This window comes from Streptomyces sp. CB02261, from assembly GCF_001905665.1.
GTDB lineage: Bacteria > Actinomycetota > Actinomycetes > Streptomycetales > Streptomycetaceae > Streptomyces.
Genome location: NZ_LIVX01000012.1, coordinates 203,582 through 222,893, shown reverse-complemented (window position 1 = coordinate 222,893; position 19,312 = coordinate 203,582). Strand labels below are relative to the sequence as shown.

Annotated in this window: 14 protein-coding genes; 10 read left to right on the top strand and 4 right to left on the bottom strand. The window is 73.3% G+C overall.

What is annotated here, in order from left to right; genetic code table 11:
* Both AMK29_RS31895 and AMK29_RS31890 read left to right on the top strand, forming a co-directional pair.
* Positions 1–1,827, top strand: coding sequence for an NAD(P)H-dependent oxidoreductase (locus tag AMK29_RS31895; RefSeq protein ID WP_079197212.1), 1,827 nt, complete (start codon positions 1–3; stop codon positions 1,825–1,827).
* Positions 1,828–1,918: 91 nt separating this feature from the next.
* On the top strand, positions 1,919–2,251 hold the full coding sequence (locus AMK29_RS31890; protein WP_073819522.1) for a hypothetical protein: 333 nt from the start codon (positions 1,919–1,921) through the stop codon (positions 2,249–2,251).
* Between the two features lie 57 nt (positions 2,252–2,308).
* Here AMK29_RS31890 and AMK29_RS31885 read toward each other — a convergent pair whose 3' ends face one another.
* From AMK29_RS31885 to AMK29_RS31870, 4 genes are all read right to left on the bottom strand, one after another.
* Positions 2,309–2,749 (bottom strand): enediyne antibiotic chromoprotein, encoded by a 441-nt coding sequence (locus AMK29_RS31885; RefSeq protein ID WP_073819521.1) that lies wholly within the window; start codon positions 2,747–2,749, stop codon positions 2,309–2,311.
* Positions 2,750–2,897: 148 nt separating this feature from the next.
* A complete protein-coding gene (locus AMK29_RS31880) occupies positions 2,898–4,445 on the bottom strand; it encodes a class I adenylate-forming enzyme family protein (protein ID WP_241845784.1) in 1,548 nt (515 codons plus the stop codon).
* Positions 4,442–6,163, bottom strand: coding sequence for a thiamine pyrophosphate-binding protein (locus AMK29_RS31875; RefSeq protein WP_073819520.1), 1,722 nt, complete (start codon positions 6,161–6,163; stop codon positions 4,442–4,444). The genes AMK29_RS31880 and AMK29_RS31875 overlap by 4 nt, the downstream gene beginning before the upstream one ends.
* Positions 6,164–6,267: 104 nt before the next feature.
* Complete coding sequence (locus tag AMK29_RS31870) at positions 6,268–7,578, bottom strand: aldehyde dehydrogenase family protein (RefSeq protein WP_073819519.1); 1,311 nt, start codon at positions 7,576–7,578, stop codon at positions 6,268–6,270.
* A gap of 385 nt (positions 7,579–7,963) precedes the next feature.
* Between AMK29_RS31870 and AMK29_RS31865 the strand changes: the two genes are divergently transcribed.
* The 8 genes from AMK29_RS31865 to cmdF all read left to right on the top strand — a co-directional run bounded on the left by AMK29_RS31865 (position 7,964) and on the right by cmdF (position 19,211).
* Complete coding sequence (locus tag AMK29_RS31865) at positions 7,964–8,890, top strand: GNAT family N-acetyltransferase (protein ID WP_073819518.1); 927 nt, start codon at positions 7,964–7,966, stop codon at positions 8,888–8,890.
* A 230-nt stretch (positions 8,891–9,120) separates the two neighbouring features.
* Entirely contained in the window at positions 9,121–10,371 is a 1,251-nt protein-coding gene (locus AMK29_RS31860) for an ATP-grasp domain-containing protein (RefSeq protein ID WP_073819517.1), read from the top strand.
* Positions 10,368–11,693 carry an ATP-grasp domain-containing protein gene (locus AMK29_RS31855; protein WP_073819516.1) on the top strand — a complete coding sequence of 442 codons (1,326 nt, stop codon included), beginning with the start codon at positions 10,368–10,370 and terminating at the stop codon, positions 11,691–11,693. The genes AMK29_RS31860 and AMK29_RS31855 overlap by 4 nt, the downstream gene beginning before the upstream one ends.
* Before the next feature lie 30 nt (positions 11,694–11,723).
* The gene (gene epsC / locus AMK29_RS31850; RefSeq protein ID WP_073819515.1) at positions 11,724–12,458 is read left to right on the top strand and encodes a serine O-acetyltransferase EpsC; all 735 of its coding nucleotides are present in this window, start codon (positions 11,724–11,726) and stop codon (positions 12,456–12,458) included.
* 70 nt (positions 12,459–12,528) lie between these two features.
* Positions 12,529–13,491: a PLP-dependent cysteine synthase family protein gene (locus AMK29_RS31845; protein ID WP_073819514.1), complete on the top strand. Its 963-nt coding sequence runs from the start codon at positions 12,529–12,531 to the stop codon at positions 13,489–13,491.
* On the top strand, positions 13,488–14,738 hold the full coding sequence (locus tag AMK29_RS31840) for an ATP-binding protein (protein WP_073819513.1): 1,251 nt from the start codon (positions 13,488–13,490) through the stop codon (positions 14,736–14,738). Before AMK29_RS31845 ends, AMK29_RS31840 begins: the two co-directional genes overlap by 4 nt.
* A gap of 294 nt (positions 14,739–15,032) precedes the next feature.
* Positions 15,033–17,549 (top strand): AMP-binding protein, encoded by a 2,517-nt coding sequence (locus AMK29_RS31835; RefSeq protein ID WP_241845783.1) that lies wholly within the window; start codon positions 15,033–15,035, stop codon positions 17,547–17,549.
* Positions 17,550–17,594: 45 nt separating this feature from the next.
* Positions 17,595–19,211, top strand: a complete 1,617-nt coding sequence (gene cmdF, locus AMK29_RS31830; protein ID WP_073819511.1) for a tyrosine 2,3-aminomutase — start codon at positions 17,595–17,597, stop codon at positions 19,209–19,211.
* Positions 19,212–19,312 lie beyond the last annotated feature (101 nt).

Sequence of the window (19,312 nt, the reverse complement as noted above, 5' to 3'; positions counted from 1 at the left end):
ATGACCAGAAGACGGTCCGTGGTGGTGGCGGGCGGCGGGATCGGAGGTCTCGCGGCGGCTGCGGGCATGGCCGCGCGCGGCCTCGACGTGACCGTGGTCGAACGGGCGGGACGGATCGGCGTCAAGGGCTCAGGACTTGTCCTGTACCCGAACGGGGTACGCGCGATCGACGCGTTGAGCGGACGCCTCGGGGCCCGGATCCGCGACGTCGGCCACGTCACGCGGCGCGACGAAGTGAGAATCGTGATGGAGGCGGACGGCACGGTGCTCGCCGAGGAGCAGGTCGGGACGTCGACGGCCGCGCTGGGCGCCCCGCAGATCCCCGTGCTGCGCACGGCGCTGCACCGGGCGCTGCTCAACGAGGCGCTCTCCGCCGGGGCCGCCGTCCGCCTCGCGACCGCGGTGACGGACTACATCACCGGGCCCGATCAGGTCACCGCCGTCCTCTCGGACGAGCACACCATCGACTGCGACGCGCTGATCGGCGCCGACGGCATCCATTCGGCGGTCCGGGCCCGGATGCTGGGCGACGGGCCACCGCACTACCGGGGCTACACCTCGGTGCGCGGCCGCACCAGCGGCTCGGCGCTCGGCGCGCGCGGGCACGTGGTCAACGGCCGGGGCATCCAGCTGTTCATCGCCCCGGTCGGTGGCGACACCCTGTACTGGACCGCGAAGATCACCGCGCCGCCGGGAGTGTGGCCCGCGCTGGGTCCGGACGGCGCCCGGACGGCACTGCTCGAGGCCATGGACGGCTGGTACCCGCCGGTCGTCGACCTGGTGCGCGAGGCCGCCCCCGAGGACATCGTCGTCACCGACATCCATGACCGCGACCCGGTCGACGGCTGGGTCGACGGCCGGGTGGCGCTGCTCGGCGACGCCGCCCATCCGATGGTCCCGGCTCTCGGCCAGGGCGCCAACATGGCCCTCGAGGACGCGCTGGTGCTGGCCGAGGCGCTGGCCTCGGCCGCCGAGGTGCCCGACGCGCTCGCCGAATACGCCCGTGAGCGCGCGCCGCGCGCCGGGGCCGTCGTCCTCGCCTCCCGTCGTCAGGGCTCCCTTGACCAGGGCGCCGACCAGGCGGCCGAGGAGCGCCGCAACGCCCATGTCCGTTCTGCCGGCCGCAAGGACGTGGCACTCACCGACGTCCTGGGCTGGCAGCCCAGGGCCCGGCGTCCCGAACGGGTCGCCGGGCCGACCTCTTTGATGACCACCCTCCGTACGAAGAAAGGGGCCTTCGCCATGCCGGCACCGCACATCGTCCTGATCAGCGGATCGCTGCGCCGGGGATCCACCTGCGACCGGGTGGCCGACTGGTGTGCCGAGCGCTGCGCCGAACAAGGCGCGTCCGCGCGCGTGTTCACCGGCGCGGAGATCGACTTTCCGGCGTACCGGCCGGGTCTCGGCACCTCACACGCGGCGGTGGCCGGGTTCCTCGACGAGCTGCGGGCAGCCGACGGGGTCGTCCTGGTGTCGCCGACGTACCACGCCACCGTCTCGGGGCTGCTGAAGAACGCCCTCGACTACGTCAACGACATCGGCGGCCCGGTGCCGTACCTGGAGGGGCGGCCGATCGGCACGGTCGCGGTCGGCGCGGCGGCGCAGGGCGCGGTCTCGACGCTGACGACGCTGCGCACCATCGGGCACGCGCTGCGGGGCTGGCCGACGCCGGTGGGGGTGGCCGTCGATCGGGTGCCGGCCGCCGACACCACCGGTGAGGAGCCCGCGCCGGACGCGGCGCGGCTGCTGCAGATGGTGTCCCAGGTGGTGTGGCTCGGCGGCACGTGTGCCGCCGAGAGGAAGGCGGTCCTGGGGGCCGTCGCCTGAGTCGGTGCAAGGGCGAGGAAGATTCCCTGGCCGGAGCGGCCGGGAGCGGTGAGAAATCCGAAGAGAAGCGCAGAGAAAAGGAGAGGGTCCGATGTCGTCGTCCTCCAAGTCCGGCGAGTTCCACCCGTTGCCCGCCCTGCTCGGGCCGGTGTGGCGTGACGCCAACGTCCGGTCGGGGCCGTCCCTGGACAGCCCCGTGATCCGGCTGCTGCTGCCGGACGCGGCCGTCGGTTACAAGGCCGAAGGCTGGTCGCCCGGTGACGAGGTGGTGGAGGACCAGCACCGGGACGGGGTGATCACCAGTGCGGTCTGGTTCCGGCTGGCGATCGGCGGCTGGTCCAGCGCGGTCAACTTCGAGCCGGAGACGGTCGCGGTGGTCTTGGCCGACGCCGCACCCTCCTCGAGCGGGAGTCAAGCTCCCTGACGGGGAGTCGGGTGCGGCGGCGCCACGGACCGCGCGTCGTCGTCAGCCGGCCGGTGCTCAGGCGAAGGTGATGCGCTGGCCGCCGCCGACACCCTGGGAGTCGCCGAGGCCGACCTGGCAGGCGGTGACGCCGCAGTCGACGGTGCCGGACGGCGTGCCCTCGACGCCCTTCACGGCCTGGAAGGTCTTGTTCACGGTGAACTGGGTGCTGAGCTTGCCCTGGGCGTCCGCGACGATGTCCACCACGGTCGCCGGGTCACAGCCATAGTCGCCGGAGGCGACGATCTCACACTGGGCGACGTGGTAGACGGCGCCCGGGGTCAGGCCGGTGCCGGTGACGGTCACCGTGGCGCCATCCGCGAGGCCGCTGGCCGGGGTCACCGAGACGACCGGGGCCGCGGCCATCGCGGCGGGCTGGAAGGCGACGGCAAGGCCTGTGGCGAGGGCGGCGGTGGCGCCGACGCGAGCGATGAGGCCGAGCGTGTTCTTGACGGTCATGGGGGAACTCCATGGTTCGAAAGGAGAGGGAAGCGGCCGCTCCTCTTCCGGGCGGCCACCAATGAATTTAGCGACCTTGGGGGGCCGTCACATCTTCGAGGTTGCTTCATGAAACTCACTTAAAATGGCTCCTAGTTGGGCGATAAGGTTATGCGGCGGCGGTCGCCGCCGTGCCAGAGGCCCAGCCGCGCAACCGCACCCGGTCGAACTTTCCGCTTCCTGTCCGCGGCAGTCGCGGCATCACGCGGATCGCTCGAGGGCGGGCGTGTGGGGGGAGCGTGCGGCGGCACGCCTCGGCGACCCGGGTGGCCACCGCCCGGTGGTCGGGATCCGCGCTCTCCACGAACGCCCAGACGTTGTCGCCCCGGTCGCGGCGGTCGTCGCCGCCCCGGATGCCCACGACCGCCGCGTCCAGGACTCCGGCCGCGGCCCGTACCGCGTCCTCGACGACGGTGGGGGCCAAGGTCTCGCCGTGTACCACGAGCACTTCCTTGATCCGGCCGCGGACGGTGAGCCAGCCGTCAGCCGTGATCGCGCCGGTGTCGCCGGTGCGCAGCCAGCCGTCGGCTGTGAACGGGGTGCGGTCGAGACCGCCGGTGGCCGGGTCGAGGTAGCCGAGCATCAGGCTCGGGCTCGCCACCTGGATCTCCCGGTCGGGGCCCCCGAGCCGGGCCTCGACACCGTCGAGGAGCCGCCCGACGGTGCCGGGGCACAGGTCGCCCGGGGCGTTGAGGGCAACGTTCGGACCCGCCTCGCTGAGGCCGTACCCGTCGTGCAGGGGTGCCCCGGTGACGGCGAGGAAGTCGTCGTACAGGGCGGGTGTCAGCACGTCGCCGCCGCAGCCACGGATCCGCAGGCCCGCGAGCAGCAGAGCGGCCTCCGGGTCGCGGGCGGCCTCGGCGGCGAGCATCCGGTACATGGTGGGCACCCCGTCGAGCGAGGTGATGCCCTCGGACGCGAGCCGGGTCAGGGTGGTGCGCAGATGGAATCCCGACTCCGCGTACAGGTGGGCGCCGGTGGCCCGCCACACCCGCAGCACGCTGTAACCGTAGGCATGCCGCAGCGGCAGCGGGAGAAGCAGCCGGTCCGCGTCGGTGACCCGCATCCGGGCGGCGGTGGCTCTGCCCTGGTGGTCGAGGGCGGCGGCCGGGACGGCGACCGCCTTGGGGTCGCCCGAGCTGCCTGAGGTCCAGAACACGGCGGCGACCGGGTCCGGGACGTCCAGCGGCCGGGCGTCCCCGACGACGACGGGTACTCCCGAGCCGGTGGCGCGGATCCGGGCCGCCGGGGCGATGTGCCGGGTCGGGGCGGCACCATCCAGCAGCAGCGGGGCACCGACGGCCTCGGCGGCGAGCGCGGCGACGACTGCGGCGAGCGGATGATCACAAGCGAGCGCGACCGCCCGCCCGGGCGCCGCCCCGGCGGCGGCGAGCCCCCGGGCTGTCCCGTCGACCAGCCGGGCGAGCCGGCCGGCGGGGACGGCTTCGCCGTCGACGGTCAGGCGGGGGGCGGGGCGGGTAGTCGGGCGCGGGGCGGAGCGGCCGGCCGCTGGGCCGGGAGCCGGGGCGGTGGCCGGGCCACAGGCCGAAGCGGCGGGCCGTCCGGCGGCCTGGGCGACGGACGGGCCGGTGGTCGGAGCGGCGGAGCCGCCGGGGACCGGACCGGGCAGCGGGTGGGCCCGGGGGCGGGGGGTCATGCTGCCGCTCCGGGCGACGGGGGCTCGGGGGTCGCGGGATCGGCGAAGACGCGGCGTACGCCCACCGGAACGTCGGCGTCGTGGACGGGGATCGTGATGACGGTGGGCCGGCCCTCAGTGTGCGCCTTGGCCGCGGCGGCAAGCGCGGTGGCGAGTTCCGTCGGCGTCGTGCAGCGCACTGCGTCGCCGCCGAGGGCGCGGACAGCGGCGTCGGTGTGGGAGGGGGCGGTGAAGTGGGTGAGGGTGTCGGGGGCCTGCTCCTCGGCGCGGACGAACCGGGGCCAGCCGTAGCCGCGGTTGTCCAGGACGAGGACGGTGAGGCCGAGCTTCAGCTCGGCCGCGGTGGGCAACGCGGCGAGCCCCATCTCGAACGCGCCGTCGCCGCAGACCAGGGCGGTCCTGCGGGCCGGGTCGGCGGCGGCCGCGCCGACGGCCGCCGGGAGCCCGAAGCCCACCATGGTCTGCTCGCCGGGCGTGACGACCCGGGCCCCGTCGCTGACGGAGACCACCGGCCAGTGGTAGCCCCACATGTCGTGCAGTCCGTTCTCCTGGATGAGGGTGGCGTCGCGGCCCACCGACTCCTGGAGGAGCCGCAGCGCCTCGGACACGGTCAGGCCGGATTCGTCCCACTCGCCGGGCACGTGGCGGGCGCGCATCTCCTCCCGCACGGCGGCGATCCTGGCCCTGCGGGCAGCCAGGGCCGGTGCCTCCAGGTCCTGCGCCTGAAGGGCGTCGGCGAGCTGGCCCGCAACCACGGCGGCGTCGCCGAGCAGGGCGGCTTCGGGTTCCAGGGCGGCCAGGAACACGGCCGGGTCCACGTCCACATGGACGAGTGTCTTGTCGTGGAACCCCTCCCAGCCCATCCGGGCGGTCTCCTCCAGACGGGAGCCGATCGCGAGGACGACGTCCGCCTCGGCGAGCAGCCGGTCCGCCGGTGGCGTGGTGTAGAGGCCCACCAGGCCACAGGCGAATGGGTGTTCCTCGTCGACGACGCCCCGTCCGGCGGCGGTGGTGAAGATCGGCGCACCGAGCAGCTCGGCGAGCCGTCGCACGGCAGCTCCCGCGCCCGCGGGCTTGCAGCCGCCGCCCACGACGACGACGGGGAGGCGTGCGGCGGCGAGCAGTGCGGCAGCGCGGCGGACCTCCTCCGCGTCGGCGGCGAAGCGGAGGCGGCGCACTGGCGGGGCGGGGCGGTGCGCGGGTGCCGGGGCGCGCAGCACCTCGTCGGCGATCTCGACCAGGACTACGCCGGGGGCGCCGTTGACGGCGAGGTGGACGGCCCGGCGCAGCGCCCAGACCAGCTGACGGGGGTCCTCCACCAGGAAGGTCCACTTGGTCAGCGGTGCGGCCATGGCGGCCTGGTCGGTGTGCTGGAAGGCGCCCCGGCCGATGCCGAGCGCGGGTACGCGGGTGGTGACGACGACGACCGGGGCGCCCAGCGAGTCGGCTTCGAGAAGGCCGGTGAGGGCGTTGGTGAAGCTCGGGCCCGAGTTGATGGCGAGGACGGCGGGCCGTCCGGAGACGGCGGCGTGGCCGATCGCGGCGCACGCGGCCGCCCGTTGGTCGCGAACCCCGACGACGCGCAGCCCGGGCATGGTCCTGGCGGCGTCCATCAGGCCAGGCTCGTCGGATGGCAGGCCGACGACGAGGTCGCATCCGGCGTCCGCGAGGGTCCCGGCGACTACGTACCAGGGAGGGTTCTCGGTGGTCGCGCTCATAGGGCAGCTCCTCAACGGTTCGGTGAAACGGGGCGCACGTACGGGGGCGCAGGTGCGAGGCCGTCGCGGCGACCGGCGCACGGGGCGCTCGGAAGGTCGGGCGGTCAGGCCCCGGTGCGGCTACGAAAGCAGGGGCTGGTACCGGATCCGGCGGCCGGCAGGCTCGCCTCGGCGGACAACAGCAGGGGACGGCCGGTCACGATGCCGCGGCGGCGGACGTTCCCGGCCAGCGGGCCGTAGCCGCCGAAGGGGCGGTTGCCGTCTTCGACGTCGAAGGTGACGCGCTCCTCACAGACCACACTGGTGGCGATGCGAGACCTCCCGGCGAGAGCCGGTTCGCCGAACACCGAGACGTACATGCCGCGGGCGGTCTCCTCGGCGGAGCGCAGCCAGCGGGCGACCTGGCCGGGCGTGTCGTACGCCATGGTGAGGACGACGGGGGAGAAGAGCTCCGGCGGGTGAAAATCCTCCAGCCACGGCAGGTGCAGCAGCGTCGGCTCGACGGTGTGCCGGGCGAGGTCGGTCCGGCCGCCGCGGACGGTGAACTCGCGGTGCGTGGCGAGGAAGGCGGCGGCGTCCTCGACGGCGTCCGGATAGACCAGCGGAGCGACCCGGGTGGCGGGGTCGCGCCGGTCACCGACCCGGGTCCCGGCCAGCGCGTCGGCAAGCCGCGGCACCAGCGCGCGGACCTGTGAGCGGTGGACGAGGACGAGGTCGGTGCACAGACAGTCCTGGCCCGAGTTGTACAGCCGGGCGTCGAGCACGGCACGGCACACGGTGTCAGGGTCGGCGTCGGGTCCGACGACCACCGGGTTGGGCCCGGAGCCGAAGGAGAGCAGCAGGGTCCCGGCCGGCAGCCGGGCGGCGACGGCCGCCCCGTTCTCCGGGCGGCCGGTGAAGACGACGGCGTCGGAGCGAGCGCAGTCGGCGAGGAACTCCTGCTGGGTGCACGGGGTCATGACGATCCGTCCGGCGCCGATTCGACGCAGCGGCGGACCGAGGATCTCATGGACGGCGAGCGCGGCGCGGGCGACCCGGGCCGAGGGGCGCAGCCGGACCTCGTCGGTGTAGAGCGAGGGGACGACGCCGAACAGCACGTAGGAGTAGAGCAGGTTATTCGACGGCAGGAAGGTGGCGAGGCGGTCGAGCCGCCGGGGGGAATTGCGGAGCAGTTCCCAGGGGGCTCCTGACAGCGCCCTCACGGAGCGCAGCAGTTCGTCACCCGCGGCCTGTGCGGTGGCGATTTCGGTGAGGACGGTGAGCAGTTCGTCACGGTTTCGCAGCAGCACGTCGACGAGTTTCGGAACGATGTCGTCCGCACTGGTGTGCATCGGCGTTGCGGAGGCGGCCGAGCGACCGTGGGGTCGCTGCGTGAACAGTGTGTCCACGCTTGCCTCGATGACGTCGTCGTGCATGCGGTCACCCCTTCGCACCCGCCCTGGCCTCAGGGTTTGCTCGCCGAAGCGTCTCGTGGGCGGCGGGGCGGTGCATCTCGGTTCGTGCTGCGTTCAGCCATGTTCAATCGCGGAGAGGACCACCGAGCATTCTCAGAGAAGGACGGCGCAGCTTTGGCAAGTAGCATCTCGGACTACGCCGGGACCCCCCCGTACCGGCGCCGGAATCCGGTCAGTCAGGGATAAGGAGGATCGTTGTGAATTCCGTTCCACGGCATTCCTTTCACTGCCTGCACCGGATTCCGGGACTCGCCTGGTGGGGGCCGCCGCCGACAGCGGCCCGCCACGGGCTCCCGGACACTCCGGCCCGACCGCCGGACCCTATTCCCAAGGACGGGAGGCACCGATGAACCCGCACGGGCAGCTCACCGTCAGACGCCCGACCGACGTCCCGCCGGACAGCCTGGTCCGCCTGATGCGCACGCACGAGAAGAACCTCACCGGGACGGCCACGTACACCCGCGAGGATGCCCTCCGGGCGACCGGGCACCCTGGTTACGAGGAGAACAGCTGGTGCCTGACCGGCCCCGGTGACGAGGTGATCGCCTGGGCCGCGCTGACCCCGCGCGGCGACGAGCTCGACGCTGTGCTGACCGCGCTGCCCGGCCGGCACGGCGAGAGCGCGGCCCGCACGTTGCTGTGCCTCCTTCTGGACCGGTCCGACGAGCTCACGGTGGAAGACGGCAGACCGTACTCCGTCACCGTGGGCGGCGTGCTGCATGGCGACGAAGTGGTCCCGGTGGTGCTGAAGGAGGCGGGTTTCGTCCGTGGCGCGACGACCGGCCAGTACGACATCGACCTGGCGGCGGACGCGCTGCCGATGGTGCTGCCCGACGGCGGTTCGGTCCGCGCGGCCGACCTCGACGACGCTGACGACCTCGCGGCCCTGCACGCGTTGCATCTGCGCTGCGCGGTCCGTGGACCCAGGACCGAGGACGCGGCGTTCTTCGGCGCGGCGCTGCGCCAGTCGCAGGACAGCGGTGGAGCGGCGTTGCTCCTTGAGGTGTCCGGGCGTCCGGCAGGGCATGTCGTGACGCAGGGAGCCGGGAACGAGGGCCGGGTCCTGGAGGCCGCGGTCGCCCCGGCCTTCCGTGGCCTCGGCATCGGCCTCGCCCTGCTGACCGCCGGGCTCGCAGAACTGCGCGCCCACGGCGCCGTACATGCCCTGGCCACGCTGGAGACGGGCGACGTGCAGGGCGCCGAGGCGCTCATGCCCGCCTTCCCCGTGACAGGTGTACGCGCCCTCACCCGTTTCCGGCTGAGCGGCACCTGAACCCCTCCGACGGCCGCCCCTTGCGGGCCGTCGGATGCCTTACCCCTGCGGGGACGTACTCCCGACCGAGTCCGTCCCGACGTCTGACACAACGATACCGACCCGCCCCCGCGCCGGAAGACGCCCGCCGGGACTCGGCGCTTCTTCGTGAAGTCGCCGCCCCCGTGGGCCCTCGGCTGGCGACGGCCCCGTGTCAAGTCACCGACCAGGACCAGAACGGAGCCCCCGACATGACCCCCACCCGCGCGTCCAAACGGCTGCTGATGGTGATGCCCTATAGCCAGTTCGTCCGCAAGGCCGCCGAGGCGGGCTTCGAGGTCTGGGCGATCTGGGACCCCTCGCTGCGCGAGCAGGAGTACCTCGACGAGGTCGCCGAACACGCTCAGGAGCTGTTGCTCACCGACTTCTCCGACGAGGAGGGGCTGCGCACCTTGATCGCCGCGACGGTGCGCGTGAACGGTATCGGCCATGTGCTGCACCTCGGCGCGGAGGAGTCGATGCCCCCGGCCTACGCCGAGGCCGAGGCGCTCGGCGTCTCGCCCAATCCGGCGGCCGCGATCGGGGTGCTCAACGACAAGGCGGCGATGCGCGGACTGCTCGCCGCGCACGGTCTCTCGGCGGTTCGCTCCGCCTCCGTCGCGACCGCCGACGAGGTATCCGGCGCACTGACCGGGCTGCCGCTGCCCGTGGTGGTCAAGCCCGCCCGCGCCTCAGGCAGCCGGGGCGTCGCGCTGATCCGCGACGCGGCCGACCTCGACGAGTGGACGGAGCGGGTCACGGCGGCCGGGCTGCCCGGCCCGTATCTGATCGAGGAGTACTTGCAGGGACCCGAGTTCAGCGTGGAGACGCTCTCCGCCGACGGGATGCACCACGTCATCGGCATCACCGCCAAGCACACCACGGGCGCGCCGTACTTCGTGGAGACCTCGCACGTTCATCCGGCGCCGCTGGCCGACGCCGAGCGGGCCGCGATCCACGCGGTCGTCATCGGCCTGCTCGACCTGGCCGGCTACCGCTTCGGCCCGGCGCACACCGAGGTCATCCTCACCGACCGGGGGCCTCGCGTCGTCGAGTCGCAGACCCGGCTGGGCGGCGACCGCATCCCGCTGCTCATCGAGACGGCCTCCGACTACGACATCGAGGCAGCGATCTTCCGGACGCTGGCCGGTGAGCCGGTCGAGCCGCCGCGTCCGAGGCACACCGCGTCCGTCGGCTTCTTCCTGCTGCCCGCCGGGGAGCTGCGGTCGGTCACCGGACTCGACGCGATCCGTGCCCTGCCCTACGTCCAGACGCTGCACTTCCCCCACTCCCCCGGGGATGACCTGCCGCCCACCACCAACTCGTTCACGCGCCACGGCTATGTCGTCGTCGACGCGGAGTCGCCCGCCGAGGCCGCCGACCGGATCGCTCGGGTCCGCGGGCTGCTGCGCGTCGACGTCCGCGAGACCGCCCTGGCCGCCCCGAAGGGAACCCATCGATGAGCACCACCGAGCACACCGCCCCCGTCCTCTCCCCCGCCCCGGTCCCGGCTGCGCCGACCGGCCGGAAGACCGTGCTGCTGATCGGCGGCGTCGACGCCCATGTGGAGCGTTACGTGGCGCTCGGCGTCACGACCGTGCTGATCCAGCACCCGGACAAGGTCACCGAGTACCAGACCCGCGCCGCCGACGTGCTGCTCGTCGTCGACTACACCGACTGGGACACCGTCCGGCCGTTCGCCGAGGCCGCGCGCGCCGTGTACGGCGTGGACGCCGTCGTGTCGCTGACCGAGCCCGGGGTGACCCCGGCGGGCCGCCTCGGCGACCTGTTCGGGCTGACCGACGGGCGGCGCCACGAGGTGAGCCGCCGGATGCGCGACAAGTCGCTGATGCGCCGGCACCTCGCCGAGAACGGGCTTCCGGTGCCGCACGCCGCGCTGGTGAAGGGCCGGGAGTCGCTGGACGCGTTCGGTGAGCGGGCGGGCTACCCCTTCATCGTCAAGCCGGTGTCCACCACCGCGGGCTTCGGGCTGCTGCGCGCGGAGAACCGCGGGGACCTGGACCGGGTGTGGGCGCGGATCCAGGAGATGGACGGCGGCCGCACCGACCGCGGCTCCACCATGTTCACCGTCGACGGCTTCCTGATGGAGTCATACATCGACGGACCCGAGTTCAGCGTCGAGGCGCTGAGCTTCGCGGGCCGCCACGTCATCGTCGCCGTCACCGAGAAGCTGACCAGCGAGGAGCACTTCGCCGAGCTCGGGCACGCGGTACCCGCACGACTCGAGGCGGGCGACCGGGCGGCGCTGACCGACGCGGTCGAGGAGTTCCTGACCGGGATGGGCGTCACCGACGGCCCCAGTCACACCGAGATCCGGCTCTCCTCGCGCGGGCCCCTCGTCATCGAGTCGCACAACCGGCTGGGCGGCGACAACATCGTGGAGCTGGTCGAGGCCGCGTACGGCATCGACATGATCGCGTATGGCACGGCCTGGCCGCTGGGCCTGGTCGAGCCGCTCGCCGCCTCTCCCGAGCCGAAGGGCGCTGCGGTGATGCGCGTATTGCTGCGCGAGCCGGGCACCGTGACGGCCGTCGCGGGCGTCGACGAGGTCAGGGCGCGGCCCGACGTGCTCGCCGCGCAGGTCAACGTGGGCCCCGGTGACACCGTCCGGCCGCTGCGCGACAACTGGGACCGGCTCGGCAGTGTCGTGGTCACGGCTGCCGACACCGACAGCGCGGTCGCGCTATGTGAGCGGCTGGTCCGCGAGTCCATCCGGATCGACGTCGAACCGGCCGCCGCGGCGGCCCCGGCCCTGGCCGCCTGAGCGACGGCTATACCGAAAGGAGCCGACCCCATGACCGAGGAGACCGGACTGCTGCGGACCCTGGCCGAGGACCTCTCCGTCGTCGTCGCCCGGGACCCGTCCCTCACCAGCCGCCGCGAGGCGCTCGGCCACACCGGCCTGTCCGCCGTGTGGGCCCACCGCGTGTCACACCGGCTGTACGGCCGCGGGATGCGCACCGCGGCACGGACGGTCGCCCGGATTTCCCGGCGGCGGACCGGGGTGGAGATTCATCCCGGTGCGGTGCTGGGGCGGCGGGTGTTCATCGACCACGGCGCGTCCGTGGTGATCGGTCAGACCGCCGTCGTGGGCGACGACGTGACGATCTACCAGCAGGTGACGCTGGGCGCGGTGGGCTGGTGGGCCGACAACCACCGCCCGCCGGGCGCCCGCCGTCACCCGGTGGTCGGCGACGGCGTGATCCTCGGCGCGAACGCGACCGTGCTCGGCCCGGTGACCATCGGCGACCACGCCCTGGTCGGGGCCATGGCCACGGTCACCGAGGACCTGCCGCCCGGAGCCCGGGTGTACGCGGCCCGCTCCGTGATCCGCCCGGCGTCGGGGCCGCGGGCGGTGCCCCCGCTCGGGACCGGCCCGGTGCCGGTGGCTCGTACGAGTGCCGCCGGTCTCGGCGTCCCGCCCGTCGCCGGCCGGCCTGGCGGCCCCGTGGGCGCTTCCGTGGGCGATCGGCCGCCGCTGTCGGTATCCGACGCCGTACGGGATCTCGCCTCGGCGGGCTCCTGGTGACGGCGGGCGCCCCGTCCCCCGTCCCCTCTTCCTCTTCCCCTCCCTTGTCCCCCACTCCTGGAGCCTTCCGGTGACCCCCGATCTCCTCATCGCACCCGCCGGGCGGCGCGTCGCCGCCGGCCTCGAAGAACTCGTCGGCAACACTCCGTTGGTCCGGCTCTCCGTCCCCGACGCCGCGCCCGGCACCGAGGTCCTCGCCAAGATCGAGTCGACCAACCCGTTCGCCAGCATCAAGGACCGGGCCGCGCTCGCGATGCTCCGCGGCGCCGAACAGCGCGGTGACCTCGCCCCGGGCGGCACCGTCGTGGAGGCGACCTCTGGTAACACCGGGATCGCGCTCGCCGCGCTGAGTGCCCTGCGTGGCTACCGCTGCATCGTCGTGCTGCCCGACAGCGCCACTCCCGAGCGGATTGGGCTGCTGGCCGCGCTCGGCGCGGAAATCGTGCAGACGCCCAGCGCTGAGCGGTTCGCCGGGGCCATCGCCAAGGCGGAGGAGATCGAGGCCGCCACGCCCGGCTCCTGGTACGTGCGCCAGCACGAGAACCCCGACAACGTCCGCGCCCACTACGAGTCCACAGGACCCGAGATCTGGGCGGACACCGGCGGTCAGGTCGACGTCCTGGTCGCCGGGGTCGGCACCGGCGGCACCCTGACCGGCGCCGGACGCTTCCTGCGCGAGTGCAACCCCGCCGTGGAGATCGTCGCGGTGGAGCCGGAGGGCTCGCCGGTACTCTCCCAGGGATACGCGGGCACCCACCGGATACCCGGCCTGAACGGCGGCTTCGTCTCCCCCACTACCGACATCGCGCTCATCGACCGGGTGCTGACCTGCTCCGACGACGAGGCGCTCGACACCGCACGGGCGCTCACCCGGGAACAGGCGCTGTTCGCCGGGCTCTCCTCGGGTGCCGCCGTGCACGGCGCGCTCCGGCTCGCCCGGGACACCGCCTACGCGGGCCGCACGATCGTCACGATCCTGCCGGACACCGGCGAACGCTACGTCAGCATCTGGAACGAAGGGACCTCCGCATGACCACACTCGTCCTGCACCGCGGCTCGTTGCGTGCCAACCCGTACGAGCGGTGGCTCGCCGACCACGGGGAGAAGATCGTCCTGCTGGGCTCGGCCGAACAGCTCGCCCTGTTCGGCGAGGAACTACCCACCGAGGCCCCCTATCTGCACGCCGAGGCGCTGACCGACTACGACACCGGCGCCCATGTGGAGCGGCGGGCCGCCGAGCTCGTCGAGGAGTTCGGCGTCACCGACATCGTGGCCTGTCAGGAATTCGACATCCTGCGGGCGGCCGCGCTGCGCGAGCGCTTCGGGCTGCCGGGCCAGCGGCCCGGATCGGCCTTGGTGTACCGCGACAAGTGGGAGATGAAGAAGCTTGCCACGGCCGCCGGGATCCCGGTCGCTGCGCACGTACTGCTGCGCTCGGCCGCGGAGCTCGACGCCTTCGCCGACGCCCACGGCCTGCCGGTAGTGGTCAAGCCCCGTCAGGGGTTGCTGTCCGTCGGCGTATCCGTACTGCGCACTCGCGAGGAGCTCGCCGACTGGGCACGGGACGCGGAGCTGCTGCGCCCCGACGGCGAACCGGAATGGCTGGCCGAGACGTTCGTCGACGGCTCCATGTGCCACATCGACGGCACCGTCCTGGACGGCCGGATCGCCACGATGTGGCCGTCGCAGTACCAGTACGCACTGGCCGACTTCCGCGACCGCAAGGGGCGGGTCGACATCGCACTCGACACCGCCGACCCGCTGGCACGGCGGCTCGTCGCGTTCGGCGAGCGGATCCTGGAGGCGTTCGGCGGTCCCGAGCACTTCGCCTTCCACATTGAGGTGTTCCACACCACCGACGGCGAACTGGTGCTGTGCGAGGCGGCCTCCCGGGCCGGGGGCGCCGGCGTGCGCGACGTGCAGCGGGCGCTGTTCGGCTTCGACCCGATGGAGTACCCGGTCCGCCGCCAGCTCGGGCTGCCCACCCCGACCGGCGAGCGCGCGGACCCGGCCCAGCTCGCCGGGCAGCTGCTCTTCACCAAGCGGCCCGGGGTGCTGGCCGCGCTACCGGACCCGGCGACGTTGCCGGAGGGCGTCGTGAAGTACACGACGTACGCGGAGGTCGGCGACACCGTCCAGGATGCCTCGCACTCCGGGGACTTCCTCGCCGCGTTCGTCGTCGTCGGCGCGGACCGGGCCGAGACGGAGGCCCGGATCCGGGCGGCGGAGGAGTGGTTCAAGGCGGGCCTCTGGTTCAAGGCGGAGCCCGGCGACGGCTGATCCAGGGGGGCAGTGCCGGCGCCCGACCGGGTGCGCGCGGGGCGCGACATGGCGAAGTAACTGCGGTGTTCGCGGCCGTACCGCCCGGAGAGCGGGTGTGCAGGCACCTCCGCACTCCAGGAGAAGCACGGTCCGGCCACGCGGTCGAACAATGTCCCCGTGAACTTCGAAGCGGCAGCGAACCACCCAGGCGACAGACCTCCGGTGCACCCTCCCGTGTCCCCTCGATGTGCGGGATTCCGGCTAGCGGGCGGCCTCGACCTGGCCGCGCTGCGCCGGGCTTGGGACGCGACGGTGAGCGCTCGACCGGGCGACGCCGTGACGGCCGAGCCGCTGCGCTTCACCGACCTCACCGCCGTGGCGGTGGACGATGTCGACGCGCTGGCCGCCGCGCTGTGCGGCCGGTGGGCCACCGAGGCCCCGTCGGCCCGAGAGGCCCGGTCCGCCACGGCGGTCACGGCGGGTCCGCACGCGCGGCTGCATGCCGCCCGGATCGCCCCAGCGGACCTGCTGCTGTTCGTGACGGTGGACGGGGCCCTCGACGAGGCGCACGTCTCCCGGCTGGTCGACACGCTGTCGGCCGCGTACGCGCACGAGCGCCACGGCGCGCCGGCGCCGGCCCCGGAGACTGCGGCGACGGCCCAGGAGGCGGCGGCCCGGGAGGCGGTCGTTCGCGCCCTCCGGACCAGGACCCACCGGTACGAAGGTGCCTCGCTGCCGTTTGTGTGGGACGGCGAGCTGGCTCGCCGGGTCGCCGAGGTTGCAGCGGAGCAGAGTGCGTCCCCGGCAGGTGTCGTCCTCGCCGCACTGCGGGCACTGCTGCTGCGGCACGGCGGCCACGCGGGCGACGGAACCCTGCGCGCGCTGCTCGGCTTCGAACCGCACCCGCTGCGCGGTGACCGCGACCTCCCGCAGCTCGACGCCGTCTTCGCCGACCGGTCCGCCGCGCCGGTCGTCGACCGGGTGGCAGGCCTGCGCGCCCGGCCCGTCGTTCCTGACCGGGTGGTGCTGCCGACCGGGCTCGTCCTCGTCGTCGAGGCCATTGATGACTGCGTCGACGGCGAGGCTCCCCGGCTCTCGGGCCGTCTGGAGTACCGGACCGCGCTCTACGACGCGGGCTCGGCCGCGAACCTGCTCGACGGGCTGCGCACCCTGCTGGCGGCGGCGCTGGACGCGCCGGACACGCCGGTCAACACGCTGCCGCCGCTGCTCCCGGCCGCTGCGCTGATCGAACGCTACGCGGCCCTGCCGGTGTTCAGGCCGGTCAGCCACACCGAACCCCTGCCCGTGCAGGTGGCGGCCCATGCCGTCACCGACGCGCCCGCGGTCGTCTGGGACGGCAGCACCACGGGTTACGCCGCGCTGCACGCGGCGGCCCGCGACGTCACCCGATGGCTCGCCGCCGCCGGCGTGGCCACGGGCGACGCCGTGGTGGTCCGGATGCCGCCGGGGCCGCTGCGGATCGCCGCGCTGCTCGGCGTCCTCGCCCACGGGGCCAAGCTGTGTTGGCTCGCCCCCGGTCCCGCCGGTGAGCGCGGCCGCTCCGTGCTCACCGCCCTGCGGCCGGCCTGCGTGCTCGTCGAGGGCGACGGCGCCGACGAGCTGCTCGACTGGTACCGCGCCGAGTTCGGCGGCCGGGTGGTGGACGTGGCCGCCGACGCCACCACCCTGCCCGTGGCCCCGGCGCCCACCGTCACCCCCGGCGACACCGCGTACATCGCCTTCACCTCCGGCTCCACCGGACGCCCCAAGGGCATCCCCCAGACGCACGCCGCGCTCACCCAGTTCACCGGCTGGTTCGGCACCCGGTTCGCGATGGGCCCTGGAGCCCGGGTGGCTCAGTGGGTATCCCCCGAGCACGATCCGGCGCTTGCCGAGGTCGGCGCGACGCTCGCCACCGGCGGCACGCTGTACGTCGTGCCCGACAAGGTGAGGGTGAACCCGGACCTGCTGGTGCCGTGGCTGGCTGAGCACCGAATCACGCACCTGCAGACCGTGCCCAGCTTCGCCCGCGACCTCCTCGACGTCATCGCCCGGACCGGGGCGGGGCCGCGGCTCGACGCCTTCGGCCATCTGCTGCTGATGGGCGAGGCGCTGCCGCCGGAGCTGCTCAGCGGCCTGGCCGAGGAGCTGCCGGCCCTGCGCGTCTTCAACCTGTACGGGCCGACCGAGGTCGTCGCCGCCACCTGGCACGAGGTCACCGGCCTGACCGAGGGCCCGGTGCCGATCGGCCGGGCGATCCCGGGCCGCCAGCTCCTCGTCCTCGACGAGAACGACCTGACCTGCCCGGTCGGGGTCACCGGCAGCATCGTGGTGCGCTCTCCCTATGTGACCTCGGGGTACCTGGGCAGTGCCGACCGCACCCCGTTCCGCCCGGTGGAGTGGCTGGACACGCCCGGCGTCGAGGGGGGCTGGTACCGCACCGGCGACCTCGGGCGGCGGCTGCCCGACGGCACCCTGGAGTACCGGGGCCGCGAGGATTTCCAGATCAAGCTGGCGGGCAACCGGGTCGAACTGACCGAGATCGAAGGATCGCTCGCCTCGCACGCCTCCGTCCTGGAGTGCGCCGTGGTGCCGGTCGCCGAACCGGTGACGGGCCTGGTGCGGGGACTCGACGTCCATGTCGTGCCGCGCCGGGACGCCGACGGCCGGCCTCTCGGTGCCGCCGCCGAGTGGCGGGCGCACCTGCGCGGCCACTTCGGCCCCCTGACTCTGCCCGCGACGTTCCACGAGGCGCCGGACCGCCTGCCGCGCAACGCCGCCGGAAAGGTGGACCGCTCGCGCCTGCGGGCGGCGACCGCCGCGGCCTGACCCCGCACCACCTGCCTTCATCCGATTCCACTGGGAGTGAGTACGTTGACGACAGTCGAGATTTCCGCCATTCCGGTCGCGTTCGACGGCGAGAGCCTGACCATCGACTCGGTGCGTCAGGTCGCCGAGGAGGGCGCGCAGGCCACGGTCCCTGACGGGGCGATGGCGAAGGCCCGCAGGAGCAGGGAGATCTTCGAGGGCATCGCCGAGCAGAACATCCCGATCTACGGGGTGACCACCGGCTACGGCGAGATGATCTACATGCAGGTGGACAAGTCCAAGGAGACCGAGCTGCAGACCAACCTGGTTCGCAGCCACAGCGCCGGTGTCGGACCGCTGTTCGCCGAGGACGAGGCGCGCGCCGTCGTCGCCGCCCGCCTCAACACGCTGGCCAAGGGCTACTCCGCAGTGCGCCCGGAGATCCTGGAGCGCCTCGCCCTCTACCTCAACCTCGGCATCACCCCGGCGATCCCGCAGATCGGCTCCCTGGGCGCCAGTGGCGACCTCGCCCCGCTGTCCCACGTGGCCAGCACCCTGATCGGCGAAGGCTACGTGCTGCGCGACGGCAAGCAGGTGCCCACCCGCAAGGTCCTCGACGAGCTGGGCATCGAGCCGCTCAAGCTGAAGTTCAAGGAGGGTCTGGCTCTCATCAACGGCACTTCGGCGATGACCGGTCTCGGCTCGCTCGTGGTCGGCCGCGCCCTCGCCCAGGCCCGCCAGGCCGAGATCGTCACGGCGCTGCTCATCGAGACGCTGCGCGGCTCCACCAGCCCGTTCCTCGCCGAGGGCCACGACATCGCCCGCCCGCACCAGGGGCAAATCGACACGGCGGCCAACATGCGCGCGCTGATGAACGGCAGCAACCTGACGGTCGAGCACGCCGACCTGCGCCGCGAGCTCCAGGCCGACAAGGACACCGACAAGGACGTCCAGCGCTCCGAGATCTACCTGCAGAAGGCGTACTCGCTGCGGGCCATCCCGCAGATCGTCGGCGCCGTCCGCGACACCCTCTACCACGCGGTGCAGAAGCTGGAGATCGAGCTCAACTCGGCTAACGACAACCCGCTGTTCTTCGAGGGCCAGGACGAGATCTTCCACGGCGCGAACTTCCACGGCCAGCCCATCGCGTTTGCCATGGACTTCGTGACCATCGCGCTGACCCAGCTCGGCGTGCTCGCCGAGCGCCAGATCAACCGGGTGCTCAACCGTCACCTGAGCTACGGCCTGCCGGAGTTCCTGGTGGCTGGCGACCCCGGTCTGCACAGCGGCTTCGCCGGTGCCCAATACCCGGCCACCGCGCTCGTCGCCGAAAACCGCACGATCGGCCCCGCCAGCACCCAGAGCGTGCCGTCCAACGGCGACAACCAGGACGTCGTCAGCATGGGCCTGATCGCCGCCCGCAACGCCCGCCGCGTCCTCGAGAACAACAACCGCATCCTCGCCGTCGAGTTCCTCGCCGCGGCACAGGCCGTCGACATCTCGGGCCGCTTCGAGGGCCTGAGCCCGGCCGCCAAGTCCACGTACGATGCCGTCCGCGCGCTGGTCCCGACGCTGGGCGTGGACCGCTACATGGCCGACGACATCGAGCTGGTCGCCGCCGCCCTGTCGCGCGGAGAGTTTCTGGCGGCCCTGGACCGTCACACCGACGTCGTCCTGCGCTGACCCGGTGCGCCGGACACCCGGCGCCCTTCATCCACGGCACGCGAGGCTGGCCGCAGACCGCGGCCGGCCCGCCCCACCCTCTGCTCGGCCCGCTGCCCGAA